General features: G+C 73.1%; 20 protein-coding genes and 1 pseudogene. 13 read left to right on the top strand and 8 right to left on the bottom strand.

Annotation, left to right across the window (positions count from 1 at the left end; translation table 11 throughout):
* Nucleotides 1–173 precede the first annotated feature (173 nt).
* From ACZ4U4_RS08635 to ACZ4U4_RS08615, 5 genes and pseudogenes are all read left to right on the top strand, one after another.
* Nucleotides 174–1,121, top strand: coding sequence for an AurF N-oxygenase family protein (locus ACZ4U4_RS08635; RefSeq protein ID WP_467870456.1), 948 nt, complete (start codon nt 174–176; stop codon nt 1,119–1,121).
* Between the two features lie 71 nt (nt 1,122–1,192).
* A complete protein-coding gene (locus ACZ4U4_RS08630; protein WP_467870454.1) occupies nt 1,193–1,933 on the top strand; it encodes a TetR/AcrR family transcriptional regulator in 741 nt (246 codons plus the stop codon).
* Nucleotides 1,934–2,003: 70 nt separating this feature from the next.
* A complete protein-coding gene (locus ACZ4U4_RS08625) occupies nt 2,004–2,270 on the top strand; it encodes a hypothetical protein (RefSeq protein ID WP_467870452.1) in 267 nt (88 codons plus the stop codon).
* A gap of 519 nt (nt 2,271–2,789) precedes the next feature.
* A pseudogene (locus ACZ4U4_RS08620) lies at nt 2,790–3,797 on the top strand (chitinase); the annotation flags it as partial.
* Nucleotides 3,798–4,000: 203 nt separating this feature from the next.
* Nucleotides 4,001–5,221 carry a C40 family peptidase gene (locus ACZ4U4_RS08615; RefSeq protein WP_467870449.1) on the top strand — a complete coding sequence of 407 codons (1,221 nt, stop codon included), beginning with the start codon at nt 4,001–4,003 and terminating at the stop codon, nt 5,219–5,221.
* 38 nt (nt 5,222–5,259) lie between these two features.
* On the opposite strand, the gene ACZ4U4_RS08610 is transcribed toward ACZ4U4_RS08615, so the two are convergent.
* From ACZ4U4_RS08610 to ACZ4U4_RS08590, 5 genes are all read right to left on the bottom strand, one after another.
* Nucleotides 5,260–6,522 carry a styrene monooxygenase/indole monooxygenase family protein gene (locus ACZ4U4_RS08610; RefSeq protein WP_467870447.1) on the bottom strand — a complete coding sequence of 421 codons (1,263 nt, stop codon included), beginning with the start codon at nt 6,520–6,522 and terminating at the stop codon, nt 5,260–5,262.
* A 62-nt stretch (nt 6,523–6,584) separates the two neighbouring features.
* A complete protein-coding gene (locus ACZ4U4_RS08605) occupies nt 6,585–7,205 on the bottom strand; it encodes a GTP-binding protein (protein ID WP_467870935.1) in 621 nt (206 codons plus the stop codon).
* 34 nt (nt 7,206–7,239) lie between these two features.
* Nucleotides 7,240–7,641: a DUF742 domain-containing protein gene (locus ACZ4U4_RS08600; RefSeq protein ID WP_467870445.1), complete on the bottom strand. Its 402-nt coding sequence runs from the start codon at nt 7,639–7,641 to the stop codon at nt 7,240–7,242.
* Entirely contained in the window at nt 7,638–8,129 is a 492-nt protein-coding gene (locus ACZ4U4_RS08595; protein WP_467870442.1) for a roadblock/LC7 domain-containing protein, read from the bottom strand. Before ACZ4U4_RS08595 ends, ACZ4U4_RS08600 begins: the two co-directional genes overlap by 4 nt.
* Complete coding sequence (locus ACZ4U4_RS08590) at nt 8,129–11,098, bottom strand: nitrate- and nitrite sensing domain-containing protein (protein WP_467870440.1); 2,970 nt, start codon at nt 11,096–11,098, stop codon at nt 8,129–8,131. The genes ACZ4U4_RS08595 and ACZ4U4_RS08590 overlap by 1 nt, the downstream gene beginning before the upstream one ends.
* A 614-nt stretch (nt 11,099–11,712) precedes the next feature.
* Here ACZ4U4_RS08590 and ACZ4U4_RS08585 point away from each other — a divergent pair.
* Nucleotides 11,713–12,558 (top strand): hypothetical protein, encoded by an 846-nt coding sequence (locus tag ACZ4U4_RS08585; protein WP_467870933.1) that lies wholly within the window; start codon nt 11,713–11,715, stop codon nt 12,556–12,558.
* A gap of 74 nt (nt 12,559–12,632) precedes the next feature.
* On the opposite strand, the gene ACZ4U4_RS08580 is transcribed toward ACZ4U4_RS08585, so the two are convergent.
* Nucleotides 12,633–13,127 carry a MarR family winged helix-turn-helix transcriptional regulator gene (locus ACZ4U4_RS08580; RefSeq protein ID WP_467870438.1) on the bottom strand — a complete coding sequence of 165 codons (495 nt, stop codon included), beginning with the start codon at nt 13,125–13,127 and terminating at the stop codon, nt 12,633–12,635.
* A 413-nt stretch (nt 13,128–13,540) separates the two neighbouring features.
* On the opposite strand from ACZ4U4_RS08580, the gene ACZ4U4_RS08575 reads away from it, so the two are divergent.
* A complete protein-coding gene (locus ACZ4U4_RS08575) occupies nt 13,541–14,404 on the top strand; it encodes a lysozyme (protein WP_467870436.1) in 864 nt (287 codons plus the stop codon).
* 90 nt (nt 14,405–14,494) lie between these two features.
* Here ACZ4U4_RS08575 and lon read toward each other — a convergent pair whose 3' ends face one another.
* A complete protein-coding gene (gene lon, locus ACZ4U4_RS08570; protein WP_467870434.1) occupies nt 14,495–16,978 on the bottom strand; it encodes an endopeptidase La in 2,484 nt (827 codons plus the stop codon).
* 192 nt (nt 16,979–17,170) lie between these two features.
* Between lon and ACZ4U4_RS08565 the strand changes: the two genes are divergently transcribed.
* Nucleotides 17,171–17,959: a GNAT family N-acetyltransferase gene (locus tag ACZ4U4_RS08565; protein ID WP_467870431.1), complete on the top strand. Its 789-nt coding sequence runs from the start codon at nt 17,171–17,173 to the stop codon at nt 17,957–17,959.
* Nucleotides 17,960–17,992: 33 nt separating this feature from the next.
* On the opposite strand, the gene ACZ4U4_RS08560 is transcribed toward ACZ4U4_RS08565, so the two are convergent.
* A complete protein-coding gene (locus ACZ4U4_RS08560) occupies nt 17,993–18,781 on the bottom strand; it encodes a rhomboid-like protein (RefSeq protein ID WP_467870429.1) in 789 nt (262 codons plus the stop codon).
* 185 nt (nt 18,782–18,966) lie between these two features.
* Here ACZ4U4_RS08560 and ACZ4U4_RS08555 point away from each other — a divergent pair, with 185 nt between their 5' ends.
* The 5 genes from ACZ4U4_RS08555 to ACZ4U4_RS08535 all read left to right on the top strand — a co-directional run bounded on the left by ACZ4U4_RS08555 (nt 18,967) and on the right by ACZ4U4_RS08535 (nt 26,111).
* Nucleotides 18,967–19,722, top strand: coding sequence for a spermidine synthase family protein (locus tag ACZ4U4_RS08555; RefSeq protein ID WP_467870427.1), 756 nt, complete (start codon nt 18,967–18,969; stop codon nt 19,720–19,722).
* Between the two features lie 141 nt (nt 19,723–19,863).
* The gene (locus ACZ4U4_RS08550) at nt 19,864–20,604 is read left to right on the top strand and encodes a response regulator transcription factor (RefSeq protein WP_030280798.1); all 741 of its coding nucleotides are present in this window, start codon (nt 19,864–19,866) and stop codon (nt 20,602–20,604) included.
* Entirely contained in the window at nt 20,601–21,725 is a 1,125-nt protein-coding gene (locus ACZ4U4_RS08545; RefSeq protein ID WP_467870424.1) for a HAMP domain-containing sensor histidine kinase, read from the top strand. Before ACZ4U4_RS08550 ends, ACZ4U4_RS08545 begins: the two co-directional genes overlap by 4 nt.
* Before the next feature lie 259 nt (nt 21,726–21,984).
* Nucleotides 21,985–25,764: a multifunctional oxoglutarate decarboxylase/oxoglutarate dehydrogenase thiamine pyrophosphate-binding subunit/dihydrolipoyllysine-residue succinyltransferase subunit gene (locus ACZ4U4_RS08540; RefSeq protein ID WP_467870421.1), complete on the top strand. Its 3,780-nt coding sequence runs from the start codon at nt 21,985–21,987 to the stop codon at nt 25,762–25,764.
* 164 nt (nt 25,765–25,928) lie between these two features.
* On the top strand, nt 25,929–26,111 hold the full coding sequence (locus tag ACZ4U4_RS08535) for a DUF6104 family protein (RefSeq protein ID WP_030280801.1): 183 nt from the start codon (nt 25,929–25,931) through the stop codon (nt 26,109–26,111).
* Nucleotides 26,112–26,254 lie beyond the last annotated feature (143 nt).

Here is a 26,254-nt window from a genome sequence, read left to right as displayed (position 1 = left end):
CCCGTCTGCCGGGCGGGCGCGTCGTGCGGTACGGCCCGGCGGCGGGGTCCCTTGCAGGCTCACACGCCCTTACCGGCGGGTCAAGAAGTCGCGTGCGAGGGATTGACGGGCTTACTGACAGGCAGTCTCATAAGGGGTGACCGTTGGTAACCCATGAGCGAGGTGGCCCAGCCATGACGAGCGCGACGACCGCGATGACCGTGCCGGACACCGAAGTGCTGCGGGACGCCCTCGGGCTGCTCAAGGACCGCGAGCAGGTCGCCGAGCGGCTGCTCGACTCCTCGGCCAAGCACTCCTTCGACCCCGACGCCGAACTCGACTGGGACGCCCCGCTCGAAGCGGGCAAGTGGTATTGGCCGCCGGAGCTGGTCTCCCTCTACGACACCCCGCTGTGGCGCCGGATGTCGGTGGAGCAGCAGCAGGACCTCTCCCGCCACGAGGCCGCCTCACTCGCCTCGTTGGGCATCTGGTTCGAGATCATCCTGATGCAGCTGCTGGTCCGCCACATCTACGACAAGCCGGTGACCAGCGCACACGTCCGCTACGCGCTCACCGAGATCGCGGACGAGTGCCGCCACTCGAAGATGTTCGCCCGGCTGATCACCCGCACCGGAGCGCCCACGTACCCGGTCTCCCGCCTCAACCACAACCTCGCCCGGATCCTCAAGACCGTCTCCACCACGCCCGGTTCGTTCGCCTGCACCCTGCTGGGCGAGGAGATCCTGGACTGGATGCAGCGGCTGACCTTCCCGGACGAGCGGGTGCAGACCCTGGTGCGCGGGGTGACCCGCATCCATGTCGTCGAGGAGGCGCGCCATGTGCGCTACGCCCGCGAGGAGTTGCGGCGGCAGATGGTGACCGCGCCGCGCTGGGAGCGGGAGCTGACCCGGGTCAGCTCGGGCGAGGCGGCGCGGGTCTTCTCCCTCGCGTTCGTCAACCCGCAGGTCTACAGCAACGTCGGTCTCGACCGGCGCGAGGCCGTGGCGCAGGTCAGGGCGAGCGGGCACCGCCGCGAGGTGATGCAGTCCGGCGCCAAGCGGCTGACCGACTTCCTCGACGAGATCGGCGTACTGCGCGGCGCGGGCCGCAAGTTGTGGCGCAGCTCCGGCCTGCTGGCCTGATCCGCGCGGCACGGCGGGCGGCGGCCCGGGCGTCTGTGCAACCGCGAAGCCCGGGCCGTTACCCTGCTGGTATGAACGGCAGCGGCACCGCCCCAGCAGTACCCCGACCGGCCTACCGCAGGATGGGCGTGGAGCAGCGCCGCAGCCAACTCCTCGCCGCCGCGCTGGGACTCTTCGCCCACCGCGCCCCCGAGGACGTCACCCTCGACGACGTCGCGACCGCCGCCGGGGTCTCCCGGCCGCTGGTCTACCGCTACTTCCCCGGCGGCAAACAGCAGCTGTACGAGGCGGCGCTGCGCAGCGCCGCCGACGCCCTCGAAGGCTGCTTCGACGAACCGGAGACCGGCCCGCTCACCCAGCGCCTCTCACACGCCCTCGACCGCTATCTCGCCTTCGTCGACGAGCACGACGCCGGGTTCAGCGCGCTGCTCCAGGGCGGCAGCGTGGTCGAGACGTCCCGGACGTCGGCGATCGTGGACGAGGTCCGGCGCGCCGCGGCCGACCACATCCTCCACCACCTCGGCGTGGCGGAGCCGGGGCGGCGGCTGCGGATGACCGTACGGATGTGGATCACGGCGGTGGAGGCCGCCTCGCTGATCTGGCTGGACGAGGAGAAACACCCCGACCTGGGCGAACTGCGGGACTGGCTGGTCGACCACTTCGTCGCGCTGCTGACCTCCACGGCGGCGCGCGACCCGCAGACGGCCCGGGTGCTGCGCCGGGCCCTGGCCATGGAGACCCGCGAGGGCCGCCTCGGCACGCTGGCTCGCGGCACCCTGCCGGTGATCGGCAAGGCGGGGCATCTGCTCTGAGGGCGGCACGCCCGGGCCCGGCGCGGGCCGCCCGGCCCCCGACCCGCCCACCCGGTGTGACACTGACCCCGTGAGAAGCGAGAACACCCCCTTCACCGGTGGCCCGCTGGACGGCCGGGTGCTGCCGGTCCTCCTCGACGCCACCGGCCGGCCGCCCAAGGTCTACACCGTGCCGGTGCCGCACGACGACGGCACCCCGCCGACGGTCCACGTCTACCGCCGCACCCCGGGCCCACCCGGCCGCCTCGGCCTGCCCCGCGGCTGGCGCTACACGTACGACCCCGAGGGGGAGGCGGGGCGGCGACGGATCAAGTGGCCCTGGAACAGGGCGCGTTGAGAGGACGGGGCGCACGCACAGGCATCGCCCCCCGCACGCCCCCCGCCCGTGAGGAGCCACCCGGCGCGGGCCGCCCCACGTACCTCCCGACGCCACTCGCACGCCCGCCCGGTGACACCCCGCCCCGCCAACTCCCCCTCTCCGCACCCTCACCCCACTCTGGTCCGGACCATTGACACCCAATGGTCTAGTCCTGTTTGCTTCCTGCCCGGGGGAGCCGCCCCGCCTCCCTGACCGGATCGACCCCTTCAGGGGCGGCTTCCCTGCCCCGACACCGCGCCACCGCCCGTGCACCGCCCCGTGCCACCGTTCCGCGCCGTCGACCGAAGGAGCAGCACCATGCGCACCGGCTCGCCCCGCACCGCCCGCCCCGGCCGCGCCCGCCGCCGTCGCGCGCTGCCCGCCGCGCTCGCCGCCGTCGCCACCACCGCGGCGCTCACCGCCCTGGCCGGAACCGGACCGGCACACGCCGCACCGGCACCCGCCCCGGCCGCCGCCCGCCCCGCCGCCGCGGCCGGGCACACCCTCGTCGGCTACCTCCACGCGAGCTTCGCCAACGGCTCCGGCTACACCCGCCTCGCCGACGTCCCCGACAGCTGGGACATCATCGACCTGGCCTTCGGCGAACCGACCTCCCCCACCTCCGGCGACATCCGCTTCTCGCTCTGCCCGCAGAGCGAGTGCCCGGGCGTGGAGAGCGAGGACGAGTTCAAGGCCGCGATCAAGGCGAAGCAGGCGGCCGGCAAGAAGGTGCTGATCTCGATCGGCGGGCAGAACGGCCAGGTCCAGCTGACCACCGCCGCCGCCCGGGACACCTTCGTGAAATCCGTCGGCGCCCTCATCGACCGCTACGGGCTCGACGGCCTCGACATCGACTTCGAGGGGCACTCCCTCTCCCTGAACGACGGCGACACCGACTTCACCAAGCCCACCACGCCGTCCGTCGTCAACCTCATCGCGGCGGTGAAGTCGCTCAAGGCGAAGTACGGCGAGAAGTTCACGCTGACGATGGCGCCGGAGACCTTCTTCGTCCAGCTGGGCCACCAGTTCTACGGCTCCGGCCCCTGGGGCGGCCAGGACCCGCGCGCCGGCGCGTACCTGCCGGTGATCCACGCGCTCCGCGACGATCTGACGCTGCTGCACGTCCAGGACTACAACTCCGGCCCGATCATGGGGCTGGACGAGCAGTACCACACCATGGGCAGCGCCGACTTCCACATCGCGATGACGGACATGCTGCTCAGCGGCTTCCCCGTGGCGGGCGACAAGGACAAGGTCTTCCCGCCGCTCAAGCCCTCCCAGGTGGCGATCGGCCTGCCCGCCTCCCCCAACGCCGGCAACGGCCACACCTCCACCGGCGACGTCACCAAGGCGCTCAACTGCCTCACCCAGAACACCGACTGCGGCGGCTACACCCCGCACGGCGCCTGGCCGGACCTCGGCGGCCTGATGACCTGGTCGATCAACTGGGACCGCTTCAACAACTGGGAGTTCCAGAAGAACTTCGACGCCTACTTCGGCCGCTGAGCCCCACGGACCGCCCGCCCGCCCACCGCGCACCGGTCCACCCGGCGCCGATCGGGTGAGTCAGCCGCCCGCTTCTTCCGCCTTCGTACGGAAATCACCACCCACCGTGGCAGCATCCCCTGCGTTCGCACGTCACGGATACGGCCGACGGCCGGAGTACCGGGCACCCCGGCGCCCCGGCCGTCGGAGTCGGAGGTGGTCTGATGTCCGGTCCCGCACCGCGGTCGTCGCGCACCCTGCGAGCGGCCGGTGCCGCGCTGCTCCTCGGCGCCACCGCGCTGGCCGGACCCGCGGCCTCCGCCTCGGCCGCCCCCGCCCCGGACCCGGCCGCGACGGCCGAGGCGTCCGCCGCCCCGGACGACCCGGCCCCGGACGCCGGCAACCCCGCCGCCCTCCTCCGCCGCCTCCAGGACCTCTACCGCTCCGCCGAGGAGTCCACCGAGGCGTACAACGCCACCCAGGAGGACCTCAAGGCCACCCAGGCGCGCGCGAAGACCCTCGACGTCCGGCTGCAGCAGGCCCGCGCCCGGCTCGCCGGGGCCCGCGCCGACGCCGGGCGGCTCGCCCGCCAGCAGTACCAGGGCGGCGGCCCCGCCACCCTCGCCCAGTACGTCCGGGTGCTGCTCGCCGACGACCCGGAGCAGGCGATGGACCGCAGCCATCTGCTGCACACCGCCGCCTCCGAGGCCGCCGCCACCATCGACCGGATGGCCCGCGGCGCACGGCAGGCCGACACCCTCGCCCGGCAGGCGGACGCGGCCGTCACCCGGCAGCGCGCCCTGACCGCACAGCGGGCCCGGCAGCAGACGGCCGTGCAAAGCCGCCTCAAGGACGTCGAGAAGCTGCTCGCCGGACTCTCCGACGACCAGCTCGCCGTCCTCGACCGGCTGGAGAGCGACGGCGCCGACACCGCACAGCGGGCGCTGGTCTCCCGGGGCGCACTCGGCGCGGCGGGCGCCCCCTCGTCCGCGGGCGACCGGGCCATCACCTACGGGCTGCGCCAGGTCGGCAAACCGTACGTCTGGGGCGCGACCGGGCCCGACTCCTTCGACTGCTCCGGCCTCACCTCGCAGGCGTGGTCGCACGCCGGGCGGCCCATCCCGCGCACCAGCCAGGAGCAGTGGAAGCGGCTGCCGCACGTCCCGCTGAACCGGCTGCGCCCCGGCGACCTCGTCGTCTACTTCCCCGGAGCGACCCATGTGGCGCTCTACATCGGCGCCGGCAAGGTCGTCCAGGCCCCGCGCCCGGGCACCGCCGTCCGCATCTCCCCGCTCGCCGCCAACCCGCCGATCGGCGCGGTCCGCCCCGACCCCGGCGCCCGGCCGGTCCCCGGCTACACCGCGCCCCGCCAGGTGACCGCCGACGGCCCGGCGTCCGGCCGGGCGGACGCCGGATACGCGACGTCCGCCGCCCCCGGGCACTGAGCCGGGGACGGCGGACGGCAGCGGTGGAGGGTCCGGGGTCAGGCCCCCGGGCCGCCGAACGAACCGAGGTACGCCTCGGTCTTCTCCGGCTCGTAGAAGAAGTTCTCGAAGTCGGCCGGGTTGTTGAAGCCGTTGGCGAAGCGGTCCGCGACCGGCTGGATCTGGCCGGCGGCGCCGATCAGGTTCAGCACGTGCTCGGGCGGCGGCGCCAGCATCGCGTTGGTCCACTTGGTGACGTGCTGCGCGGTCTGCCAGTAGCGGTCGAAGGTGGCCTGCATCCACTCCGCGTCGAACGGCTGGTCACCGCGCTCGACGATGGAGGCGAGGTAGGCCGCGGCGCACTTGGAGGCGGAGTTGGAGCCCTGGCCGGTGATCGGGTCGTTGGCCACGACGACATCCGCGACACCGAGGACCAGACCGCCGGAGGGCAGCCGGCCGATGGGGTTGCGCACGGTCGGCGCGTACCGCCCGGCCAGCGTGCCCTGCGCGTCGGTCAGTTCGACCTTCGTGGAGCGCGCGTACTCCCACGGCAGGAACTTCTCCAGCAGTTCGAGGGTGAGCGCCAGGTGCTCGTTGGGGTCCTTGACGCCCTGGAACGCGTCGAGCGGACCGCCCGGGACGCCTTCCCAGAAGAGGATGTCGGCACGGCCGGAGTTGGTGAACGTCGGCATGACGAACAGCTCGCCGACGCCGGGCACCAGGTTGCAGCGCACCGCGTCGAACTCGGGGTGCTCCGGGCGCGGGCCCATGCCGTGGACGTACGCGACGGCCAGCGCGCGCTGCGGGGTGTCGTACGGCGAACGGGACGCGTCGCGGCCGAACATCGACACCAGCTCGCCCTTGCCCGCCGAGACCAGCGTCAGGTCGTAGCGGCTGGCGAAGAAGTCCAGGTCGGAGACTGCCGCGCCGTGGATGACGAGCTGACCGCCGCGCTGCGCGAAGGTCTCCATCCAGCCGGCCATCTTGACCCGCTGGTCGACGGACTGGGCGTAGCCGTCGAGCTTGCCGACCCAGTCGATGGCGCGCTGCGAGCCCTCGGGCGACTGGAAGCTGCCGGGGGCGGCGACCGAGACGCCCAGACCCTCGATGCGCGGCGCCTGGCTCTCCCAGAAGTTGAGCTGGAGGTCGCGCTCGTGCTGGAGGGCGGTGTGGAACATGCACTGCGTCGACATGACCCGGCCGGAGCGGATCTCGTCGGAAGTGCGGTTGGACATCAGGGTGACCTCGTACCCCTTGGACTGGAGGCCAAGGGCGAGCTGGAGGCCGGACTGGCCGGCTCCCACGACGAGTATCTTCCGCATGGCGGTGCTCTTCTCTGCGTTGCTGCTGCTTCTGGGAGGGGTGGATCGGTGCCGGCGGCAGCCTATTCGGGCGTTTCGGCCAGCGCGTGGCCGACCAGTGCCAGCAGCGATTCGACGACCGTGGGCCGGTTCCTCGCATCCATGATCACGATGGGTACGTGCGGCGGCACGGTCAGCGCGTCCCGCACGTCCTCCACCGCGTACATCGGTGTCCCCTCGAAGTGGTTGACGGCGACGACGTAGGGCAACTGGCAGCTCTCGAAGTAGTCGAGCGCCGGGAAGCAGTCCTCGAGGCGTCGGGTGTCCGCCATCACGATCGCGCCGATCGCGCCGCGCACCAGGTCGTCCCACATGAACCAGAAGCGCTGCTGTCCGGGCGTGCCGAACAGGTAGAGCACCAGCTCCTCGTCGAGCGTGATGCGGCCGAAGTCCATCGCGACCGTGGTGGTCTTCTTCTCCGGCGTGGCGGTCAGATCGTCCGTCTCCGCGCTGGCCTGCGTCATCACCGCCTCGGTCTGCAGCGGGGTGATCTCCGAGACCGAGCCGACGAAGGTGGTCTTGCCGACGCCGAAGCCACCGGCGACCACGATCTTCGTGGAGATCGGGGCCCGCGAGCGGTCGGTCTGCCAGCCCTGCAGGCCCACGTCGGCGGCGGACTGCGCACCACCGGCGAACAGGTCCACGCCGTCGGCGCCCGCCGCACCGGCCGTTATCGTGTCAGAGCCTGTGAAGTCCACTCAGCACCCTTTCCAGCAGCGCGCGGTCGGGCCGGCCGGTGCCGTGACCGGTGCCGTAGACGCGGATCTTTCCCTGGTCGGCGAGGTCGCTCAGCAGCACCCGGACCACGCCGAGCGGCATCTTGAGCAGTGCGGAGATCTCCGCCACCGAACGCATCCGGCGGCACAGCTCCACGATGGCGCGCATCTCTGGCATGACCCGGTCGCCCCAGCCACCGGACGTCAGCTCGGGACGCTCGGGGGAGGCGTCGAGCGCCGCCACCATCGTCTCGACCAGCAGGACATGACCGAAGCGGGTCCGCCCGCCGGTCAGTGAATACGGCCGTACGCGCGCGGGTTTGCGGTCCCCGCCGCGCACGGGGAGTTGGGGTGTGGTGCTCACTGGGCGCTCTCCATCGACTTACGCAATTCGCTGCGGAGTTCGGGGGTGAGGACATGTCCGGCACGGCCGACGAAGAGCGCCATGTGGTAGGCGATGATGCTCATGTCGCAGTCCGGTGTCGCGTGCACGCCGAGCAGCGAACCGTCGCTGATCGACATCACGAAGAGACTGCCCTCGTCCATGGTGACCATGGTCTGCTTGACCAGCCCGCCGGACATCAGCTTGGCGGCGCCGGAGGTGAGGCTGCCGAGCCCCGAGACGATGGTGGCCAGGTCGGCGCTGGAGCCGCGGGGCCCCTCACCGTCCTCCGCGAGTGCCGCCTCCCCGGTCCGACCGGGGTCGGAGGAGAGCAGCAGCAGACCGTCGGAGGAGACGACGGCGACGGAGAGGATCCCCGGGACCTCGTCGACAAGATTGGTCAGCAGCCAGTGCAGGTTCCGGGCCTGGGTGCTCCGGCCTGCTCCGTGGGCAATGGGCGCTTGGGCCATCAATCGCGTGCCTCCTCGACAACGTGGCTCATCCCCGGGGCCCCCGCTCCGTCGGTGTCCATCTGTGAGCTGGTCTGCTGCGCGGCCCCGTCCTGCGGCGGCGCGGGCTGCGGTGCGGCGGCCGGCCCTCCGGGGCCGTCCGCGAACTCCGCCTCGACCTCGCGGCGGCCGGAGCGCGCACCCTGCTGGAAGCCGCCGAGCCGCCGGCGCAGCGCCTCCGCGTTGGCCTTGCCGGTCTTGCGCGGTGCGGCGGTGTTCGCCTTCGGCGTCACGACCTTGGGCGTGCGCTTGGGCAGGCCCATGTCCGTACGGCGCGGCTCGGGCACCGCGGCCCCGGCGTCCGGCGCGGCCTCCCCGGTGTGCGGCGCGGCCGCCGGGCCGGGCTCCGCGGCCGGAGCGGGCCGGGCGTGCTGGTCCGGCCCTATGGCGTACGGGTCGGCCGGGGCCGCGGGCTCCGGCGGCCTGCGGTGGCTGCCGGTGCCGGGCGCGGCGTAGGGGCCGGACGACATCGGACCGTACGGGCTGCCGCCGTCCGCCGCGGGCATCTGCGGGGCGGCGGGCGCCTCGACGTACGGGGCGACGGGACCGGCCGGGGCGGGACGGCCGCCGGGCGCGTCCGGGCCGACCTGGGTGACCGGCGCCTGCGGGCCGGGCGCCTGCGGAGCCTGGGCCTGCGCGCCCGGGGGCTGTGCCTGCGGCGCTATCGGCCCCTGGGGAGCCTGCGCCTGCGGGGCCGGGACCTGCGGGCCGGTGGGGGCCTGCGGCGTGGGGGCGCCGCGGTCCGGCAGGCCGGCCGCGTCGATGGCACGCTCGGCGGCGGCGACCAGCGGGTCGGCCTGCGGGGCGGGGGCCACGGCGGGCTGCGCGGGGGCCCCGCCGCGCTTCGGCAGACCCGACGGGTCGGTGCGCGGCAGCCGCGTCTGCAGCGCGTTGGAGTTCGCCTCGGCGACCGAACCGGGCAGGCTCGGGCCGGGGGCCGGGGCACCCGCGCGGGTGTTCACCGGGCCGGGACGGGTCGGCAGGATCGAGCCGGGCAGCACCACGACGGCGGTCACGCCGCCCTGCTGCTGGGCGCGGAGCTGCACCCGGACGCCGTGCCGGGCGGCGAGCCGCACCACGACGTACAGGCCCAGGCCCAGGGACTCGTCGATGGTCTCGGAGGTCGAGGCGGCCTCCGCGTCGGCGAGCCGCTCGTTCAGCTCGGCCAGGCGCTCGGCGGTCATGCCGATGCCCTCGTCCTGCACCGAGAGCATCAGCTCACCGGTCTCCAGCAGCCAGCCGGACAGCTCGACATGGGCCTCCGGCGGGGAGAACGCGGTGGCGTTCTCCAGGAGTTCGGCGACCAGGTGGCTGATGTCGTCGGCGGCGAACCCGGCGAGCTGGGCGTGCGGCGGCAGCGACTGGATGATCACCCGGTCGTAGCGCTCGATCTCGCTGACCGCGGCGCGCAGCACGTCCAGCAGCGGCACCGGGCCCGCGTTGCTGGTGCCGTGTTCGGTGTCGGCCAGGACCAGCAGGTTCTCGCTGTTGCGGCGCATCTGCGCGGCGAAGTGGTCGAGCTTGAAGAGCGTTTCCAGGGCCTCGGGGTCCTGCTCCTGCTCCTCCATCGACTCGATGACGTGGAGCTGCCGCTCGACCAGGCTGATGGTGCGCAGCGCGAGGTTGACGTACCGGCCGTGCACACCGGTGCGCAGTGTCGCCAGCCGCTCGGTCAGCTCCGCGACCTCGGCCCGCAGCGCGTCGCGCTCGCCGTCGAGCACCTCGCGCTCGTCGGCCAGGCGCTGGCGGGCGGTGATCAGCCGGCCGCGCTCGCCCTCCAGCTCGGCGGTGCGCCGGGCCACGTCGGCGACCTGCGCGTGCAGGGCGTTGACGGAGCGGACGGCGGCGGCGAACTCGTCGTTGCGGCCCTTGAAGGCGATGGGCTCCTCGTGCGCCGGGTCCGCGGCGACCCGCTTGGCGCCGAGCCGCAGCGCGGCCAACGGGCGGGTCATGGAGCGGGCGGCGGAGATCGAGACACCGAGCGCCAGCAGCAGACAGACGCCGACCAGCGCGATCCGGATCTCCAGCGCGGTGACGTCGTCGTCCCGCAGCGTGGACAGGCGCTGGATCTCCTGGGTGGCCAGCGCCGACTCGACGCCGCGCATCAGGTCGATCCGGGCGGTGAGGCTGGCCTCCACCCGCGAACGGCTGAGCGCCGCGTCGGCGGCGTCCATGTGCGGCTGGTCGGTGAGGCGGGTGAGGTACCGCTCGGCGGTGGTGACGTCCGCGCCGTTGACGGTGGAGTCGTAGCGGTCCTGGGTGCGCTCCGCGGCGATCTGCGAGAAGTCCGCGAGGGAGCCCTGTTCGCGCAGGTGGGCCAGTTGCGCCGCGGCGGTCAGCTGGGGCTGCGGGCCGCCCGCGCGCAGCGCCGCGAGCAGCAGCCCGCGGGTCCCGGCGGCCTGTTCGACGGCGCGGCCGAGCGCGGGCAGCGCGCGGGTGTCGGCGTCGTCGCCGTCCGCACGGCCGGGCAGCGAGCGGGCGATGTCGTCGGCGATGGCGCCGAGTGCCTGGAGGGCGCGGGTGTACGCCTCGTAGGTGGACTGCGCGGTCGCCGGTCCCGCCAGGGCGTCCTGACGGATCTGCGGCAACGTGGCGAGCTGCTTCTCGGCGGCGGCGTAGACGGTGGTCCCGCCGGACGCGTTCTGGGAGGCGGCACGCAGATCGCGCAGCTGCCGGTCGACGCGGGCGCGCAGCGGTGCGTAACCGGCGGCGGTGCTGCCGGCGCGTCCGGTGGCGATGTACGACGTCATGGTGTCGCGCTCGTCCGCCAGGGAGTGGGACAGCGCTATCGCCCGTGAGTCGAGCTGGGCGAGGTCGACGAGGCGCTGACTGGTGTGGGTGTCGTCCACCGCCGCGCTGATGCCGGGGGCACCGGCGCCCGCGACGGCGACCGCGACCACCGCCACCGCACCCATCAGACGGTTGCGCACCCGCGCGGGGCGCCTGCCCGCGGGGTCACCGCCAGTCCTCGCGTCCGTGCCGGGGCCTTGACCCGTGTCCGGTACCGGGACCGGTCGGGCCGGCGTTCCCGGCTTCCCTGCGCTGCCCCGAAGCCGCTTCTTCCGCACCGCTGCTCGCATTCCTGTCTCGCCTGCCCACGCCGTGTGGCGCGCGGGTCCGGCTCGGTTTCCGCTCGCGGGGCGAACCTGCGCGAAACCGCAGCAGTGCACACTTCCGCGAAGGGAAACAGCCCGGCTTTGCGCGGCGCGACGTATGTCCCGGCCCGCCCCCCATGATCCGGGAAGCGACCTTTCCACCGGCTCCGCGCAGTGGCTCGGCAACACTTGCCCGGCCACGCGAATGAGTGAACATCAATCGGAAGTTGACCATCAACTTCCGTGCATGGCCGATTCTCGATGCAACCCGGCGCAACCTTGCGGTGCGTTTGGAGAACCGGTCGGCTCCTGCAAAGATGCCCGCCCGCACCGCGCGCGCCCCCGTACGGGGCGCCCCGCCGCGGGCGCCTGACGGCCGGTCGGCGGCCACCCGCCCGCGCCGCGCCGCCACCGCCGCCACCCGGCGCCGCTCCGGCAGACTGCCCGGTATGCGCATCGAACTCGCCGTCGCACCGGGCGATCCCCAACACCCAAACGAGGACTACGCTTCCGTCGCTCTGCCCGCGTCCGGCCACGGCGGAAGTCTGGTGCTGCTGGACGGCGTGACGCCGCCTGAGGGCGACTACGGCTGCCTCCACACGGTCCCGTGGTTCACCGCGCGCCTGGGGGGCGCGATGCTCGAACTGTCGGTTTCGCACCGGGACATGACGCTCCCTGAGGTGCTCGCGGAAGCCATCTCCCGTACGGCCGCCATTCACCGGTCGACATGTGACCTTTCTCACCCCCGCACTCCGCAGGCCACAGTAGTCGCCGCGCGCTGGTCCGACGAGAGCGTCGAGCACCTCGTACTCTCCGATTCGGCCCTGTTGTTGACGCGCGCGGACGGTTCCGTGGCGCCGGTGCTCGACACCCGGCTCGACGAGCTGACCCCGGCGGTCCGCGCCGAACGCGAGGCGCTGCGAGCGCTGCCGCGCGGGTCGGCCGGGCGGGCCGCGGCCGCCCGTGCGTACGTCCGCTCCGTGGAGGCGCTGCGCAACGCCGAGGACGGGTTCTTCACCGCGGCGGCCGATCCGTCGGTCGCCGCCCGGGCGGTCACCGGGTGCACCCCGCGGTCCGAGGTGCGGGCGCTGACGGCGCTCAGCGACGGCGCCGGGCGCTGGGTGGAGGTGTTCCGCGAGGGGTCCTGGCAGGAGTGCGCGGCGCTGGTGGCGCGCGAGGGGCCGCAGGCGCTGATCGATGCGGTCCGCGCGGCGGAGGCGGCGGACCCGGCGGGCGCCGCGTACCCGCGCGGCAAGGCGCGGGACGACGCGGCGGTGGTGTACGTGGAGCCGTGAGACCGGGGGCGGCCGGGGGCATCCGCACGGCGCGCGGGCCGCGGCGGGCGCCCCCCGGCGCCGCGGGGCGCGCCCTACGACGCGTCCTCCCCCTCCTGTTCGGCGTTGAGGCGGTGCAGCAGGCGGCTCAGTTCGGCGACCTCGGTGCGGTCCCAGGAGGCGAGGCGGCGGGCGTAGCGGGCACGGCGGGCGAGGCGGGCCCGGCCGTAGCGGTCGCGGCCCTCGTCGGTGAGGCGGACCAGGACGGCACGGCCGTCGGCCGGGTCCGGCTCGCGGGCGACCAGGCCCAGCTCTTCGAGGGCGTGCAGCTGGCGGCTCATCGTCGCCTTGCCGACGCCGAAGTATCCGGCGAGGTCGGTGGCGCGCTGCGCCCCGGCGTCGGAGAGGCGTACCAGCAGGCCGTACGCGGCGGGCTCCATGTCGGGATGGACCTCGCGGGCCAGCTCGCCGGAGGAGGCGCGGGCCCGGCGCAGGAACACCGCCAATTCGCGCTCCAGGGCGAGGAATACGTGGTCCACACCCGCCGCGCCGCCGTGGTCCGCCGCTCCGTCGGCTCCGGTGTCGTGCACGTCAGCACCCTTTCCGGCGTTTCCGTTCGTGAAAAGTTTCCGCTCGCCGCCGCCGAAGCCGCAGCTCCGTCAGTATTTCGCAGGATTAGACCAACGGCAGCCCCGTGTCCCCCTTTTATCGCCGCGGTCTACGCGCGTATCGTCATTTCTGGCATGGCCACACCAAGTCAACCCGGGTGTCGCCCTGCCCGGTCCGCGCACGGCGCCCGCACCGACGGCGCCCGCACGCACCGCGCACACCGCACTTCTGCATTTCTGCACGTCGGCACCTGCACTTCCGCACCATGCACCGCACTCCGCCGCGCTCCGCGGCGGTCGTCGCCGTACCCCGGCGGCGCGTGTCACCGGGGCCGTGGTCCGCCGCGGCTCCGTATCCCCCCTCAGGTCATCTCACACGAAAACCGGAGGCACGCATGCTCGTGCACAGGTCGGGCTCCCCGCACCGCACCCGCACCCGCTCCCTGGCCACCGCGGCCGGCGCCCTGCTCGCGACCGCCGCGCTGCTGGTGGGCCTGCCCGGCAGCGCCACGGCCGCCGCGACGCCCGCCAAGGACGCGCCCGAACCGGCCCACCCCGCCCAGGACTGGGCCGGATCGCAGATCGCCGCACACGAGGGCACCGGCTCCGTCCGGCCGGCGACCGGGCTGCTCGCCGGCGTCGAGGGTGTCGACGTCAGCGGTCACCAGGGCAGCGTCGACTGGGCGACGCTCTGGAACAGCGGCGTGAAGTTCGCGTACGTCAAGGCGACGGAGTCGACGAGCTACACCAACCCCTCCTTCGCCCAGCAGTACAACGGCTCGTACAACGTCGGCATGATCCGCGGCGCGTACCACTTCGCCACGCCGAACACCTCCAGCGGTGCCGCCCAGGCCAACTACTTCGTCGACCACGGCGGCGGCTGGTCCAAGGACGGCAAGACCCTGCCGGGCGCGCTGGACATGGAGTACAACCCGTACGGCGACACCTGCTACGGCATGAGCGCCGCCGGGCTCGTCAACTGGATGAAGGACTGGTTCGCGACCTACAAGTCGCGCACCGGACGCGACGCCGTCATCTACACCTCCACCAGCTGGTGGAAGCAGTGCACCGGCAACAACACGAGCTTCGGCAGCGTCAACCCGCTGTGGGTGCCGCGCTACGGCTCCTCGGTCGGTGAACTCCCGGGCGGCTGGGGCTTCCACACCATCTGGCAGTACACCTCGACCGGCCCGAACGTCGGGGACCACAACTCGTTCAACGGCGCGTACGACCGGCTCCAGGCGCTCGCCAACGGCTGATCCGGCGCGTAACCCGCAGGAATCCTGCAAAAAAAGGGGCCCCTCCCGCGTGCTGCGGGAGGGGCCCCGGTGCGGCGCCCGTCGCGTCCGTCACGCCGCGGCGGGCACCGCGCCGTCCGGGGCGGCCGGGGCGCGGACCGGCGTGGCCGCGTCGGTCAGGGCCAGTTCCAACACCGTGCGCACATCGGCGACCGGCCGTACGTCGAGGGTCTGCAGGATCTCCTCGGGGACCTCGTCCAGATCCGGTTCGTTCCGCTGCGGGATGATCACCGTGGTGATGCCCGCACGGTGCGCGGCCAGCAGCTTCTGCTTGATCCCGCCGACCGGCAGCACCCGCCCGGTCAGCGACACCTCACCGGTCATCGCCACATCCGGCCGCACCTGACGCCCCGACAGCAGCGAGGCCAGCGCGGTGGTCATCGTGACGCCCGCGCTCGGCCCGTCCTTCGGGACGGCTCCGGCCGGTACGTGCAGATGGACACCGCGCTCCTTGAGATCGCCGACCGGCAGCTCCAGCTCCGCGCCGCGGGAGCGCAGGAACGACAGCGCGATGTGCGCCGACTCCTTCATCACGTCGCCGAGCTGACCGGTGAGCGTCAGCCCCGAGGCGCCCGTCTCCGGGTCGGCGAGCGACGCCTCCACGTAGAGCACGTCGCCGCCGGCGCCGGTGACCGCGAGCCCGGTGACCACCCCGGGCACGGCGGTCCGCCGTACGGCCGGGTCCTGCGCCGCCTCCGGGGTGTGGTGCGGCCGTCCGATCAGCGGGCGCAGCTCCTCGGTGCCCACGGTGAACGGCAGCTCCTGCTCGCCCAGTTCGTGCCGGGCGGCCACCTTGCGCAGCAGCCGGGCCACCGCGCGCTCCAGGTTCCGCACGCCCGCCTCGCGGGTGTACTCCCCGGCCAGGCTGCGCAGCGCGTCGTCGGTCAGCGTGACCTCGCCGGGCGCGAGTCCGGCCAGCTCCAGCTGGCGCGGGAGCAGATGGTCACGGGCGATGACGATCTTCTCGTCCTCGGTGTAGCCGTCCAGGCGGACCAGCTCCATCCGGTCGAGCAGCGGCCCGGGGATGGCGTCGAGGACGTTGGCGGTGGCGAGGAACACCACGTCGCTGAGGTCGAGTTCGACCTCCAGGTAGTGGTCGCGGAAGGTGTGGTTCTGCGCCGGGTCCAGGACCTCCAGGAGGGCCGCCGCGGGGTCGCCGCGGTAGTCGGAGCCGACCTTGTCGATCTCGTCGAGCAGCACCACCGGGTTCATCGAACCGGCTTCCTTGATCGCCCGGACGATGCGGCCGGGCAGCGCGCCGACGTACGTCCGCCGGTGGCCGCGGATCTCCGCCTCGTCGCGTACGCCGCCGAGCGCCACCCGGACGAAGGAGCGGCCCATGGCCCGGGCGACGGACTCGCCGAGCGAGGTCTTGCCGACGCCGGGCGGTCCGACCAGCGCCAGCACGGCGCCCCCGGCGCGGCGCCCGCCGCCGGTGGCGGCCGCGGCGTCGGCTGCCTCGGTGTCGGCGGCGGCCCGTTCGGCGCGCCGCTTGCGGACCGCCAGGTACTCGGTGATCCGCTCCTTGACGTCCTCCAGACCGGCGTGGTCCGCGTCGAGCACGGCGCGGGCGCCGGTGATGTCGTAGGCGTCCTCGGTCCGTTCGTTCCAGGGCAGTTCGAGGACGGTGTCGAGCCAGTTGCGGATCCAGGGGCCCTCGGGGCTCTGGTCACCGGCGCGCTCCAGCTTGTCGACCTCCTTGAGGGCGGCCTTGCGGACGTCCTCGGGGAGGGCCGCGGACTCGACGCGGGCTCGGTAGTCGCCGCTCTCGTCGTCGCCGTCGCCGGTCAGCTCGGACAGCTCCTTGCGGACCGCCTCCAGCTGCCGCCGCAGCAGGAATTCGCGCTGCTGCTTGTCGACGCCCTCCTGGACGTCCTTGGCGATGGACTCGGCGACGTCCTGCTCGGCCAGATGGTCGCGGAGCGTCTCGGTGGCGAACTTCAGCCGGGCGACCGGGTCGACGGTCTCCAGCAGCCGGACCTTCTGCTCGGTGGTGAGGAACGGCGAGTACCCGGCGTTGTCGGCGAGGGCCGAGACGCCCTCGATCTGCTGGACGCGGTCGACGACCTGCCAGGCGCCGCGCCTGCGCAGCCAGCTGGTGGCCAGCGCCTTGTACTCGGTGACCAGTTCGGTCACGGCCCCGGGCAGCGTCCGGCCGCCCTCGCCGTCGGCGGCGCCCGGCACCGTCTCCTCGACGGCGGTGCCCGCCACCCAGAGGGCGGCGCCCGGGCCGGTGGTGCCGGAGCCGATGCGCACCCGGCCCAGCCCGCGGATCAGCGCGCCGGGGTCGCCGTCGGACAACCGGCCGACCTGTTCGATCCGCCCGAGCGTGCCGATCGCGGCGTAGGTGCCGTCGACCCGGGGCACAAGCAGCACCTCCGGCTTGTTGCCCTGGACGGCGGCGGACTGCGCGGCCTCCACGGCGGCCCGCACGTCCGCGTCCGACAGGTCCAGCGGCACGACCATCCCGGGCAGCACCACCTCGTCATCGAGGGGCAGCACCGGCAGAGTGAGCGTGTGGGACGACGAAGCCATGATCTCCCCTTCGGCAGGCAAGTTGAGTTGTATTCACTCAATGCCTGGGGAGGGGGAGATGTTCCCCGACCGGTGTTCGCCGTGAGCGATCAGGGGGGGCGCGGTCCGGGACGGCGACCGCCCGGCCGTCCGACGCGCCACGCCCGGCGCCGCTGCCGAAAAACCGTTTGCCACCCCTCGTACCGTCGAACCGTGACGGACATCGACGGCTTGCTCGCGGCCTACGACGAGCGGATGCGGGGCGCCCCGGTGGACCTCCCCCGGGGCGTCACCCTGGAACAGGACGGACCGCTGACCCGGCTGACCGGACAGTTCCGCGGCTTCGTCAGCGGCCCGCCCGACCTGGGCCTGCGCGGCGCCGAGCTGGACGCGCTGATCGCCCGGCAGTGCGCGGTGTTCGCCGCCCGGGGCGAGGCCCTGGAGTGGAAGACCCGCGGCCACGACCTGCCGGCGGACCTCCCGGAGCGGCTGCGGGCCGCCGGGTTCGTGCCCGAGGAGCGGGAGACGGTGCTCATCGGCCGCGCCCGGGAGCTGGCCGGGGACCCGGTGCTCCCCGAGGGCGTCACGCTCCGTCAGGTCACCGACGACGCCGATCTGCGGCGCATCGCGGCCATGGAGACGGCGGTCTGGGGCGACGACCACGGCTGGCTGGCCGACGACCTGATCGCCCGGGTCGCCGCCGCCCCGGACGGCATCGCGGTGCTGGTCGCGGAGGCCGGTGACGAGGTGGTCTCGGCGGGCTGGCTGGTGCTGCGGCCCGGCACGGGGTTCGCGAGCCTGTGGGGCGGTTCGACGCTGTCCGCCTGGCGCGGCCGCGGCATCTACCGCGCCCTGGTCGCCGCCCGCGCCATGCTCGCGGTGGCCCACGGCGCGGAGCTCCTCCAGGTCGACGCCTCCGACGCCAGCGCCCCGATCCTGCGCCGCCTGGGCTTCCACGCGGTGACCACGACCACGCCGTACGTCTGGACGCCCGGCGGCTGAGGGGGCCTCACGGGCGCCCGGCCCGGCCCCGGCTCAGCGCCGCCGTGCCCCCGCCACCGGCACGGGGCGCGGCGGCGCCGCACGCGCCACCGGTGTCCGCCGCAGCGCCGGATGCCCCAGATCGCCGTGGAGCCGGGCCGGGCGCGGGCCGGACCTCGCCCGGCGCAGCAGCGGCCAGGCGGTGACGCCGAGGGCGAGGGAGAGCAGGTGACCGCCGGAGCTGAGCGGGTCGGCGAAGGTCAGCAGGTCGGCCGCGGCGTAGCAGGCGGCGCCGCCGAGCAGCGGCCACCGCAGCCGCCCCGGCAGCACTCCGGCCAGCGCTCCGGCGCAGGCCATCACGCCGTAGCTGATGCCGTAGTCGAGGCGGTGCGCCGCGCCGGGCGGCAGTGCCCCGGTGGCGACGGCGGCGCCCACCGGCAGCTCCGTGGCGAGGGTGGCCAGCACATGGCCGCCGAGGAAGACCGCGAGGGTGCGCGCCGCGCCGACCCGCCGCTCCAGCGCCGCCAGCACCACCACGAAGGCGAGCGCGAAGCCGGAGAGCACCCCGCCGTCGATCCACAGCGCGCTCGCCACCAGTACCCGCACCGGCGTCGCCGCCAGATGCGCCACGTCCGTGCTGGAGCCCCGCAGCAGCTCCGCCACCCGCGCCGGGTCCGCGTACGCCGCGAAGAGCGAGGTCGCCACCAGCAGCAGCGCGTACCAGAAGGTGAACGGCGTCCTCCGGGGCCCGGGCAGCAACCGCCCCGGCCACCGCGCCGCACCGCCTCGGCCGTCCAGCGGGGACGGACCGGACTCGGCCCGCACCTCCGTCACACCGTTCACCGCGCCCCTACCGTCCCGTCGTCCCGGCCCCCGGTCCGTCCGCCGTATTCAACGTGCGGCGCCGCCCGCCCGTTCACCGCGCGGCGCCCCGGCCGGCGTGAGGTACGTCACGGCGCACAACCCCGGACGGGCCCGCCGCGTTGTCCGGGCAATCGGTTGGACCCGCGCCCGCACGGTTGGCCAGGATGGTCGGCATGACTCCCGTTCCCCTCGACCCGACCTTCCCCCTCCCGGCCGGCCCCGTGGACGGCCCGGTCACGCTGGACCGCCGCGAGGGCCCGTACGGCGAGGTGGTGCTGCGCCGGCGCGGCGGCGCGGACGGCTCCGGCGGCGCGCCGGTCTTCGAGATCATCGCCAACGGCTGCTTCCTGATGGACACCTCCGACGGCCGCTCCGAGCGGCTGCTGATCGATGCAGCGCTGGCCGGTCTGCCGCCGGAGCGGGCGCGTCCGGCTGTGCTGATCGGCGGCCTCGGCGTGGGATTTTCGCTGGTCAGAGCAGTGGAGGAGGAGCACTGGGGGCGGATCGCGGTGGTCGAGCGGGAGGCCGCGGTGATCGACTGGCACCGCACCGGACCGCTCTCCGCACTGACCGGCCGGGCACTCGCCGACCCGCGCGCCGCGATCGTGCACGCCGATCTGGTCGCCCACCTGCGCGACGAGGCGGCCCCCGGCTCGTACGACGCGCTGTGTCTGGACATCGACAACGGACCGGACTGGACGGTCACCGACGGCAACGACGGGCTCTACTCCCCCGCCGGACTCGCGGCCTGCCGGGCGGCGCTGACGGCGGGCGGGGTGCTGGCCGTCTGGTCGGCCCAGCCGTCGCCCGCCTTCGACCAGGCCCTCCGGAATGCCGGTTTCCAGCACGTTCGCACGGAAGAGGTGCCTGTCACCCGAGGTGTCCCCGATGTGGTTCACCTCGCGCACAAGGGCGCGTAGCCGACAGTCACACCGTGCGCTTACGCTGCTCCCCTGGATGTGACGCGGCGCGGCGATCCGCGCCCTGCGACGGGCCGCCGCGTGCTGCCGCACGTCCACTCACTACGCGACCAGGCACACGGGGACATGCAGGGGCGGGCGATGGACCAGACGCAAACCAGCCAGGGCGGCACCGCCGCGGCCACGCCGGGCGCCCAGCGCCGGGTACTGGTCGTCGAGGACGACCCGACGATCGTGGACGCCATCGCGACCCGGCTGCGCGCCGAGGGCTTCCAGGTGCAGACGGCGACGGACGGCCCGGCGGCCGTCGACACCGCCGAGGCGTGGCAGCCCGATCTGCTGGTCCTCGACGTGATGCTGCCGGGCTTCGACGGCCTGGAGGTCTGCCGCCGGGTGCAGGCGCAGCGCCCGGTGCCGGTGATGATGCTCACCGCGCGCGACGACGAGACCGACATGCTGGTCGGTCTGGGCGTCGGCGCGGACGACTACATGACCAAGCCGTTCTCCATGCGGGAGCTGGCCGCGCGGGTGCACGTCCTGCTGCGCCGGGTGGAGCGGGCGGCGCTCGCCGCGCACACCCCGCGCAGCGGCATTCTGCGCCTGGGCGAGCTGGAGATCGACCATGCCCAGCGCCGGGTGCGGGTGCGCGGCGCCGACGTCCATCTGACGCCGACCGAGTTCGACCTGCTGGTCTGTCTGGCCAACACGCCGCGCGCGGTGCTCTCCCGTGAGCAGCTGCTGGCCGAGGTGTGGGACTGGGCCGACGCGTCCGGGACGCGCACGGTCGACAGCCACATCAAGGCGCTCCGCCGCAAGATCGGCGCCGAGCGCATCCGTACGGTCCACGGCGTCGGCTACGCCCTGGAGACGCCGCCCGCATGACGCCCGGATGGCGGGCGCGCGGCCGCGCCTTGGCCGGGCGCCTGTGGGAGGGGCTGCGGCCGCTCGACCCCTACCGCTCGGTGAAGGCGGCGCTCGGCGCGCTGGTCGTCGTCTCGGTGATCATCACCACCCTGCTGGTCTTCGTCGCCATCCACTCGGCGACCGAGCTGCGGGTGATCACCATCTTCTCGATCATCGCGTCGCTGCTGGTCACCCAGTTCGTGGCGAACAACCTGACGGCGCCGCTGGACGAGATGACGGACGTGACGCGGTCCATGGCGCAGGGCGACTACACCCGCCGGGTGCGCGCGGAGCGGCGTGACGAGTTCGGCGACCTGGCCACCGCCTTCAACCGCATGGCGGCCGACCTGGAGGCGGTGGACACCCACCGCAAGGAGCTGGTCGCCAACGTCTCGCACGAGCTGCGTACGCCCATCGCGGCGCTGCGCGCGGTGCTGGAGAACGTCGTCGACGGCGTCTCCGAGCCCGATCCGGAGACGATGCGGACGGCGCTGAAGCAGACCGAGCGGCTGGGCCGGCTCGTCGAGCACCTGCTGGACCTCTCCCGCCTGGACAACGGCGTCGTGCCGCTGCACTCCCGCCGCTTCGAGGTGTGGCCGTACCTGTCCGGGGTGCTGAAGGAGGCCAACATGAGCCGCGGCGCCTCCACCCTCGCCGGAACGGCCGGGTCCGGCACCCACACCCGTACGGACGTCCATCTCCACCTGGACGTCTCACCGCCGGAGCTGACCGCGTACGCGGACGCCGAGCGGCTGCACCAGGTCGTCGCCAACCTCATCGACAACGCGATCAAGCACAGTCCGCGCCACGGCCGGGTCACCGTGCACGCCCGGCGGGGCGAGGGCCCGCAGAGCCTGGAGCTGGACGTGCAGGACGAGGGCCCGGGCATCCCGGAGGCGGAGCGCTACCGCGTCTTCGAACGGTTCAACCGCGGCGGGCCCGCGCCCTCCGGTCCGGGGACCGACGGCGGTACGGGTCTCGGCCTGGCCATCGCGCGCTGGGCGGTGGATCTGCACGGCGGACACATCGGCGTGGCCGAATCCGATCGCGGATGCCGGATCCGGGTCACTCTTCCGGGGACGGAGTCCGGCCGGGGCTGACGGCCCGTGGCGTAGGGTCGATGCCGGAAGCACACGAACGGCGGTGCACCGCTCTGATCAGGGGGGTGTACCCGGGGCGAGTCGTACCCGCGAGCGGGCGAACCCCGAGTGTTTCCCGCCAAGTCATGCCGCGAAACCCGTCGGCGAATGTGACGTGCGCTACCTGTACCCCTCCCGGACTGCACCAGAGGTCATAGGAGGCGTAGCCTTTATTTCCGCTGTCCACCACCTTAGGAAGCGGAAGAGGGCGGTTGCCGCCGTGTCGCCACAGTCCCCCAACAGCTCGAACATCTCGACCGACCAGGACGGGCAGGGCAAGTCCCCTGCTGCCGCGTTCGGTGCGAATGAGTGGCTCGTTGACGAGATCTACCAGCAGTACCTCCAGGACCCGAACTCGGTAGACCGGGCCTGGTGGGACTTCTTCGCCGACTACAAGCCCGGCGCCGCCGCCCCGGGCCAGCCGGCCGAGGGCCCCGCCCCCGTACCGCCCACCCAGGAGAAGCCCGTGGCCACCCCGGCGTCCGCCCAGCCCGCCGCCCCGGCCGCCCCGGCGCAGCCCGCCGCGTCCGCCCCGGCCCCCGCCAAGGCGGCCCCGGCTCCCGCGAAGGCCGCGCCCGCGAAGCCGGCCGCCGCCGCGAAGCCCGCCGCCAAGACGGACGGCGAAGCTCCGGCCGGTCCCGAGCTGGTGACGCTGCGCGGCCCGTCGGCCGCCGTCGCGAAGAACATGAACGCCTCGCTGGAGCTGCCGACGGCCACGTCCGTCCGTGCGGTCCCGGTGAAGCTGCTGTTCGACAACCGCATCGTCATCAACAACCACCTCAAGCGCGCCCGGGGCGGGAAGGTCTCCTTCACGCACCTCATCGGGTACGCGATGGTGCAGGCCCTCAAGGCCATGCCGTCGATGAACTACTCCTTCCAGGAGAAGGACGGCAAGCCGACGCTGGTCAAGCCCGAGCACGTCAACCTCGGCCTCGCCATCGACCTGGTGAAGCCGAACGGTGACCGTCAGCTCGTCGTCGCCGCCATCAAGAAGGCCGAGACGCTCACCTTCTTCGAGTTCTGGCAGGCGTACGAGGACATCGTCCGCCGCGCCCGCAACAACAAGCTGACGATGGAGGACTTCACCGGAGTCACCGCGTCGCTGACGAACCCGGGCGGCATCGGCACCGTCCACTCCGTGCCGCGTCTGATGCCCGGCCAGGGCCTGATCATCGGCGTCGGCGCCATGGACTACCCCGCCGAGTTCCAGGGCACCTCGCAGGACGCCCTGAACAAGATGGGCATCTCCAAGGTCATGACGCTGACCAGCACCTATGACCACCGCGTGATCCAGGGCGCCGCCTCCGGCGAGTTCCTGCGGATCATGAGTCAGCTGCTGCTCGGCGAGAACGACTTCTTCGACGACATCTTCAAGTCGCTGCGGATCCCCTACGAGCCGGTCCGCTGGCTGCGGGACATCGACGTCTCCCACGACGACGACGTCACCAAGGCCGCCCGGGTCTTCGACCTGATCCACTCCTACCGGGTCCGCGGCCACGTCATGGCCGACACCGACCCGCTGGAGTACCACCAGCGCAAGCACCCCGACCTCGACATCATCGAGCACGGCCTCACCCTGTGGGACCTGGAGCGCGAGTTCGCGGTCGGTGGCTTCTCCGGCAAGTCGATGATGAAGCTGCGCGACATCCTCGGCGTGCTCCGCGACTCGTACTGCCGCACCACCGGCATCGAGTACATGCACATCCAGGACCCCAAGCAGCGCAAGTGGATCCAGGACCGTGTCGAGCGGCCGCACAACTCGCCCGAGCGCGAGGAGCAGCTGCGCATCCTGCGCCGGCTGAACTCCGCCGAGGCGTTCGAGACGTTCCTGCAGACCAAGTACGTCGGCCAGAAGCGCTTCTCGCTGGAGGGCGGCGAGTCCGTCATCCCGCTGCTGGACGCGGTCATCGACTCGGCCGCCGAGTCGCGCCTGGACGAGGTCGTCATCGGCATGGCCCACCGCGGCCGCCTCAACGTCCTCGCCAACATCGTCGGCAAGTCCTACGCGCAGCTCTTCCGGGAGTTCGAGGGCAACCTCGACCCGAAGTCGATGCACGGCTCCGGCGACGTCAAGTACCACCTGGGCCAGGAGGGTGTCTTCACCGGCCTGGACGGCGAGCAGATCAAGGTCACCCTCGCGGCGAACCCGTCCCACCTGGAGACGGTCGACCCGGTCATCGAGGGCATCTCCCGCGCCAAGCAGGACATCATCAACAAGGGCGGCACGGACTTCACGGTCCTGCCGGTCACCCTCCACGGTGACGCCGCCTTCGCCGGTCAGGGCGTCGTCGCCGAGACGCTCAACATGTCGCAGCTGCGCGGCTACCGCACGGGCGGCACGGTCCACATCGTCATCAACAACCAGGTCGGCTTCACCGCCGCCCCGGAGTCGTCGCGTTCGTCGATGTACGCGACCGACGTGGCCCGCATGATCGAGGCGCCGATCTTCCACGTGAACGGCGACGACCCCGAGGCCGTCGTCCGCGCGGGCCGGCTGGCCTTCGAGTTCCGGCAGGCGTTCAACAAGGACGTCGTCATCGACCTCATCTGCTACCGCCGCCGCGGTCACAACGAGACCGACAACCCGGCGTTCACGCAGCCGCTGATGTACGACCTGATCGACAAGAAGCGTTCGGTGCGCAAGCTCTACACCGAGTCGCTGATCGGCCGGGGCGACATCACCCTGGAGGAGGCGGAGCAGGCGCTCCAGGACTTCCAGGGCCAGCTGGAGAAGGTCTTCGCCGAGGTCCGCGAGGCCGTCGCGGCCCCGGGCGCGACCGAGGTGCCGGACCCGCAGGCGGAGTTCCCGGTGGCGGTCAAGACCGCGATCTCCCAGGAGGTCGTCAAGCGCATCGCCGAGTCGCAGGTCAACATCCCCGACCGGGTCACCGTCCACCCGCGTCTGCTGCCGCAGCTGCAGCGCCGTGCGGCGATGATCGAGGACGGCACGATCGACTGGGGCATGGGCGAGACCCTCGCCATCGGCTCCCTGCTGCTGGAGGGCACCCCGGTCCGCCTGTCGGGCCAGGACAGCCGCCGCGGCACCTTCGGTCAGCGCCACGCGGTGCTGATCGACCGGGAGACCGGCGAGGACTACACCCCGCTGCTCTACCTCTCGGACGACCAGGCGCGCTACAACGTCTACGACTCGCTGCTCTCGGAGTACGCGGTCATGGGCTTCGAGTACGGCTACTCCCTGGCCCGCCCCGAGGCGCTGGTCATGTGGGAGGCGCAGTTCGGTGACTTCGTCAACGGCGCCCAGACCGTCGTCGACGAGTACATCACCGCCGCCGAGCAGAAGTGGGGCCAGACCTCCGGCGTCACGCTGCTGCTGCCGCACGGCTACGAGGGCCAGGGCCCGGACCACTCCTCGGCCCGTATCGAGCGCTTCCTCCAGCTGTGCGCGCAGAACAACATGACGGTCGCCATGCCGACGCTGCCGTCGAACTACTTCCACCTGCTGCGCTGGCAGGTCCACAACCCGCACCACAAGCCGCTGGTCGTCTTCACCCCGAAGTCGATGCTGCGTCTGAAGGCCGCGGCGTCGAAGGCGGAGGAGTTCACCACCGGCGGTTTCCGTCCGGTGATCGGCGACGAGAAGGCCGACCCGCAGAAGGTCAACAAGGTGCTGCTCTGCTCCGGCAAGGTCTACTACGACCTGGCCGCCGAGCGGGACAAGCGCGGTGCCGACGATGTCGCGATCATCCGGCTGGAGCGGCTGTACCCGCTGCCCGGCAAGGAGATCCAGGCCGAGATCGCCAAGTACCCGAACGCCGGCAAGTACCTGTGGGTGCAGGAGGAGCCGGCCAACCAGGGTGCCTGGCCGTTCATCGCGCTCAACCTCATCGATCACCTGGACCTGGCGGTCGGTGCCGACATCCCGCACGGTGAGCGTCTGCGCCGCATCTCGCGGCCGCACTCCTCGTCGCCCGCGGTCGGTTCCGCCAAGCGTCACCAGGCGGAGCAGGCCCAGCTGATCGCCGAGGCGTTCGACGCGTGAGTCGTCCGCCCCGGTGACCCGGGACACCGGAGGGCCCGTCCCCGTGTGGGGGCGGGCCCTCCGCCGTGTCCGGCCGCGGCCGCGGGGGCGGGCGGCTGCGCGGCACCCTCTCCGGCCTGCCTATCCTGGCCGGGAACGTCCTACTGACCCCTGGTGGAGAGCCCGTGTATTTCACTGACCGCGGCATCGAAGAGCTGGAGAGCCGACGCGGCGAGGAGGAGGTCACCCTCGGCTGGGTGGCCGATCAGCTGCGTACGTTCGTCGATCTGAACCCGGACTTCGAGGTGCCGGTGGAGCGGCTGGCGACCTGGCTGGCGCGGCTGGACGACGAGGACGACGACGAGTAGTCGCAGCTGACGCGCGCCCGGCGGGGCGACGGAACCGGGGGCGGGGGGGGGGGGGGGGGGGGGGGGGGGGGGGGGGGGGGGGGGGGGGGGGGGGGGGGGGGGGGGGGGTGTGGTACCGATGTTGGTGGGGGGCAGTGGTTCTA

The sequence above is a fragment of the Streptomyces sp. NPDC029159 genome, from assembly GCF_055564055.1.
The sequence above is the reverse complement of the archived record's forward strand: the minus strand, read 5'-3'. Positions and strand labels throughout refer to the sequence as shown.

Excerpts from the sequence above, each read along its gene's own strand:
- ACZ4U4_RS08610 (WP_467870447.1), bottom strand. The coding sequence starts at position 6,522 with ATGCGGAAGATACTCGTCGTGGGAGCCGGCCAGTCCGGCCTCCAGCTC.
- ACZ4U4_RS08615 (WP_467870449.1), top strand. The coding sequence starts at position 4,001 with ATGTCCGGTCCCGCACCGCGGTCGTCGCGCACCCTGCGAGCGGCCGGT.
- ACZ4U4_RS08635 (WP_467870456.1), top strand. The coding sequence starts at position 174 with ATGACGAGCGCGACGACCGCGATGACCGTGCCGGACACCGAAGTGCTG.
- ACZ4U4_RS08545 (WP_467870424.1), top strand. The coding sequence starts at position 20,601 with ATGACGCCCGGATGGCGGGCGCGCGGCCGCGCCTTGGCCGGGCGCCTG.
- lon (WP_467870434.1), bottom strand. The coding sequence starts at position 16,978 with ATGGCTTCGTCGTCCCACACGCTCACTCTGCCGGTGCTGCCCCTCGAT.
- ACZ4U4_RS08575 (WP_467870436.1), top strand. The coding sequence starts at position 13,541 with ATGCTCGTGCACAGGTCGGGCTCCCCGCACCGCACCCGCACCCGCTCC.
- ACZ4U4_RS08555 (WP_467870427.1), top strand. The coding sequence starts at position 18,967 with ATGGTCGGCATGACTCCCGTTCCCCTCGACCCGACCTTCCCCCTCCCG.
- ACZ4U4_RS08595 (WP_467870442.1), bottom strand. The coding sequence starts at position 8,129 with ATGGCCCAAGCGCCCATTGCCCACGGAGCAGGCCGGAGCACCCAGGCC.
- ACZ4U4_RS08585 (WP_467870933.1), top strand. The coding sequence starts at position 11,713 with ATGCGCATCGAACTCGCCGTCGCACCGGGCGATCCCCAACACCCAAAC.
- ACZ4U4_RS08630 (WP_467870454.1), top strand. The coding sequence starts at position 1,193 with ATGAACGGCAGCGGCACCGCCCCAGCAGTACCCCGACCGGCCTACCGC.
- ACZ4U4_RS08550 (WP_030280798.1), top strand. The coding sequence starts at position 19,864 with ATGGACCAGACGCAAACCAGCCAGGGCGGCACCGCCGCGGCCACGCCG.